Here is a 3,647-nt window from a genome sequence, read left to right as displayed (position 1 = left end):
GCCACAACCGTGTCATCAGATCAGTGGTGTACATCGCGCCCTTGGGCGCACCAGTGCTGCCCGACGTGTAAATCAGTGCGGCCAGCGGGTCGTCGCCATCCCCTGGGATGAACGGGTCCGATTCCGGGAGTCCGCGCCCGCTGTCGATATCGTTGAGCAGCGTCACCACGTCCAGTACCCGACCCGCGTCGGCCAGACGTGCCATCGCGGTGTGGTACCGCTCGCGCTGTTCGTCATCGGACTCGGGGTAGTCGAACACCACCAGTCGCTGCACCGACGGCGTGCCGATGATCAGCTCTACGGCGGTGTCCAGGGACTCCACGCTGACGGCGAAGTTCCGCGGTGCGGTCTCGGCGATGATCGGCGCGAGCTGTCGGGCCGACGAGCTGGTCTGCAGTGGAACGAATACCGCGCCGAGTCGGGCACACGCCAGCTGTAGCACGGTGTAGCCGATACTGGTGAAGCCCAGCACAGCGACGAAATCGCCGGTCTGGAAGCTGGCGGCCTGCCAGGTATTGGACAGCGCCACGACGTCCTCGCGCAGGCGCGCATACGTGATGGTGTCGAAGCCGGCCAGCAGGGTGGTCGTGGAACGCCCGGTCGTCTGGTCTCGGGTCACCTCGCGGGACCGCTGTCCGAGCGCCGGCCGGTCGGCATAACCGTTCAGACAGGCGTCGATCGCCTGCCACAGCCGCAGGCCCGGCCGCTGTATCGCGGCGGTGACATGGGGTAGCGGCGCGGCGGCGCGGAACTGCGGGTCGGTCGCGTAGAGCTGCTCGATTCGGTGGGCAAGGCGTGGGTGGGCTGCATCTGACATGGTTCCTCGTCCCCGCGGTCGTTTCCGGCGTATACCCACTACATCACTCGTGCCACGATCGGGCACTCCGTTGATTGCATACCCAGTCAAGGCACAGGCAACCGCGCCACCAATACCGCCTGGATCTGCGGATCGCCGTCGGGGCGCGGCCAGCCTGGTTCTCTAATCTTCGATACCGACGATGAATGACACACCATGTCTTGTGAAACCACAGTGGCGCAAATGGTTTCGCGAATTCGAGCAATTTCCACCAGGTCACCGTGAGGTCTCGATTCCGCGACACCCGCCGGACGTCGGCGCAGCGGCCACGTTGATCTGCCAACGTAGGGGAGTGGCGGTCGCAATCGACGTGGTTCTCGAGGAGTTCGACGAGTACCTCGAGCTGCAACGCGGGCGCTCGGAGCACACCCGGCGCGCCTATCTCGGCGATCTCAGGTCGCTGTTCGCCTTCCTGGCGGAACGCACGCCGAATCCGTCGCTGGATCGCCTCACGCTGTTGTCGCTCAGGTCGTGGCTTTCGGCTCAGGCGGCAACGGGAACGGCACGGACGACGATCGCCCGTCGTACCTCGGCGGTGAAGACCTTCACCGCGTGGGCATGCCGGCGTGGCCTCATCGACGTAGATCCCGCATCGCGCCTGCAGATGCCCAAGGCCCATCGCACCCTGCCTGCCGTCCTGCGTCAGGATCAGGCGCTCGACGCGATGGACGCCGCCGAATCCGGTGCGCAGCAAGGTGATCCACTCGCGGTGCGCGACCGGCTGATCGTCGAGATGTTGTACGCTACGGGCATTCGCGTCAGTGAGCTGTGTGGGTTGGACGTCGACGACGTCGACGCCGGCAGGCGCGTGCTGCGAGTGCTCGGCAAGGGCAACAAGCAGCGGACGGTGCCCTTCGGTGAACCTGTGGTGCGTGCCCTGACGTCCTGGCTGACCGACGGCCGGCCTGCACTCGCCATCGCGTCGTCGGGACCCGCCCTCCTGCTCGGTGCGCGGGGACGCCGTGTCGATCAGCGCCAGGTTCGCACCGTGGTGCACCAGACCATGTCGGCGGTCGCCGGAGCTCCCGACATCGGTCCGCACGGTCTTCGGCACAGCGCGGCGACCCACCTCCTCGAAGGCGGAGCGGATCTCCGCGTCGTACAGGAGCTGTTGGGACACTCGTCGTTGGCGACCACGCAGCTCTATACCCATGTGTCCGTCGCCCGCCTGCGTGCGGTTCATGACCAGGCGCACCCTCGGGCATAGGGCAGCTCGGTCCTACTGCATCCAGTTCTCGGGCATCTCGTTGATCAGGTCTGCGAACACGCTGCGAACGTGGTCGCGGCAGACGGCTTCGGCTGCGGCGGGGTCACGCATCACGATGGCGTGGACGATGGCCTCGTGCTGCTGCACCGAGGTGTCCAGGCGACCCGGCACGTCGACGGTCAGATTGCCGAGACGTTCCAGATGCAGATCGAGGTCAGCGAGCATCTTGCCGATTCGGTGGTCCGCGGTCTGCCGGTAGAGGATTCGATCGAAGTCGTCGAACAGGGCGGGTAGCTCATCGAGATTCCCGCCACCGAGCAGCTCGCGGCTGCGGCGAACATTGGCGCGCAACTCGGCTTCATCGGCCTCGCTGATCTGCATGGCGGCCCGCCGGGCGCAGAATCCCTCCAACAGCTCACGCAGCTCGTAGATCTCGCGGATGTCGGTGTTGGTGTACCCGCGGACGATGGCGCCGCGGTAGGGCGTCACGGTCACCAGGCCCTCTTTCTCCAACCGTACGAGGACTTCTCGGATCGGAGTCTTCGAGACCTCCATCTGCTCGGCGAGCTGACGTTCCCGCAGCTGCTGGCCCGGACGTAGCTGCAGTTCGACGATCGCGCGCACCAGCCGGCGGTACACCACTTCCTTGATCTGAAGGTGACCGTCCGGCCCCGACTCCTGTTGGGTGATCGGCGGGATGTTGATCAGGGAGTCGTCCTGACCGTCGTCGGCAGGCGATCGGGCCTGCGGCCCGTTGGCCCGAGTCCTAGTCATCGTGGCGACCCTTCCTCCCCTGAGCTGCGCTCTGGGCGCTGCGCCTGATGATATGGCGTAAGTGTCTGCGATGTTTCGGCCAGCGCATGCGCAGCGGGGGCGAACAGCGTCTCGTCGGATGCGGTGAGCACGGATTGGCACCGTTGGGCGAACGACAGCACCCGGTCATCGCCGCCCCACGGCCCGATGATCTGCAGTCCCACCGGCATTGCCTCGGCGCCCCGCCCGCACGGAATGCTGATGGCGGGCTGCCCGGTGATGTTGAACGGATAGGTGTATGGCGTCCACGTGATCCACGGCAGCGGGGCGGCCAGGTCCCCGCCCTCGGGCACCTCCGCGTCAGCCGCGAACGCGGTGATCGGCATCGTCGGTGTCAGGAGCAGGTCCCAATCCGCAAGACAGCCGTACATCGCCGCGTTGAATTCGCGACGCTTGGTGAGTGCGGAGTAATAGTCCGCCAGTGTGTAGGACTGCGCCAACGTCACCAGTCGCAGTAGTCCGGGGTCCATCACGTCGGCGTGCTTGTCCGCTACGTCCCGAAAGCCCAAGCCGCGCCCCGTGACCCACAGCGTCTCGAACACGTCGCGGGGCAGCGGGGCGGGTAGCTCTACGTCGCCGTAGTCGGCGTCACCAGATCGTCGCAGCACGTCGAGTGCGGCGTCGACGGCACGCCCGGTTGCCGGGTCGGGAGCGATCCCGAAGGGTGCGCGCACCACCCCGACGCGGAGCCGGCGGTATGCCTGATCCGGCGGCGGTGCAACGTAGTACGACTGCGGGTCACGGGGGTCGGGGCCGCCGACGATACCAAGG

General features: G+C 66.6%; 4 protein-coding genes. 1 reads left to right on the top strand and 3 read right to left on the bottom strand.

The genetic code is table 11. The features are described from left to right. On the bottom strand, positions 1-817 hold an 817-nt coding region (locus ACRDUX_RS41775; protein ID WP_526423599.1), incomplete at its 3' end, for an AMP-binding protein. A gap of 343 nt (positions 818-1,160) precedes the next feature. On the opposite strand from ACRDUX_RS41775, the gene ACRDUX_RS41770 reads away from it, so the two are divergent. Continuing rightward, the gene (locus tag ACRDUX_RS41770) at positions 1,161-2,063 is read left to right on the top strand and encodes a tyrosine recombinase XerC (protein ID WP_526423601.1); all 903 of its coding nucleotides are present in this window, start codon (positions 1,161-1,163) and stop codon (positions 2,061-2,063) included. Positions 2,064-2,075: 12 nt separating this feature from the next. Here the strand turns inward: ACRDUX_RS41770 and ACRDUX_RS41765 are convergent, their stop codons facing one another. Both ACRDUX_RS41765 and ACRDUX_RS41760 read right to left on the bottom strand, forming a co-directional pair. Then, positions 2,076-2,837 (bottom strand): GntR family transcriptional regulator, encoded by a 762-nt coding sequence (locus ACRDUX_RS41765; protein ID WP_526423597.1) that lies wholly within the window; start codon positions 2,835-2,837, stop codon positions 2,076-2,078. Further along, the coding region (locus tag ACRDUX_RS41760) for an amidase family protein (RefSeq protein ID WP_526423595.1) at positions 2,834-3,647 on the bottom strand (814 nt) is incomplete at its 5' end. The genes ACRDUX_RS41765 and ACRDUX_RS41760, both read right to left, overlap by 4 nt.

The sequence above is a fragment of the Mycobacterium sp. genome, from assembly GCF_050701675.1.
Taxonomy (GTDB): domain Bacteria; phylum Actinomycetota; class Actinomycetes; order Mycobacteriales; family Mycobacteriaceae; genus Mycobacterium.
Note: the sequence above shows the minus strand (reverse complement) of the source record. Positions and strands in the feature narration are given on the sequence as shown.

Coding starts and splice junctions, on each gene's coding strand:
- ACRDUX_RS41765 (WP_526423597.1), bottom strand. CDS start 2,837: ATGACTAGGACTCGGGCCAACGGGCCGCAGGCCCGATCGCCTGCCGAC.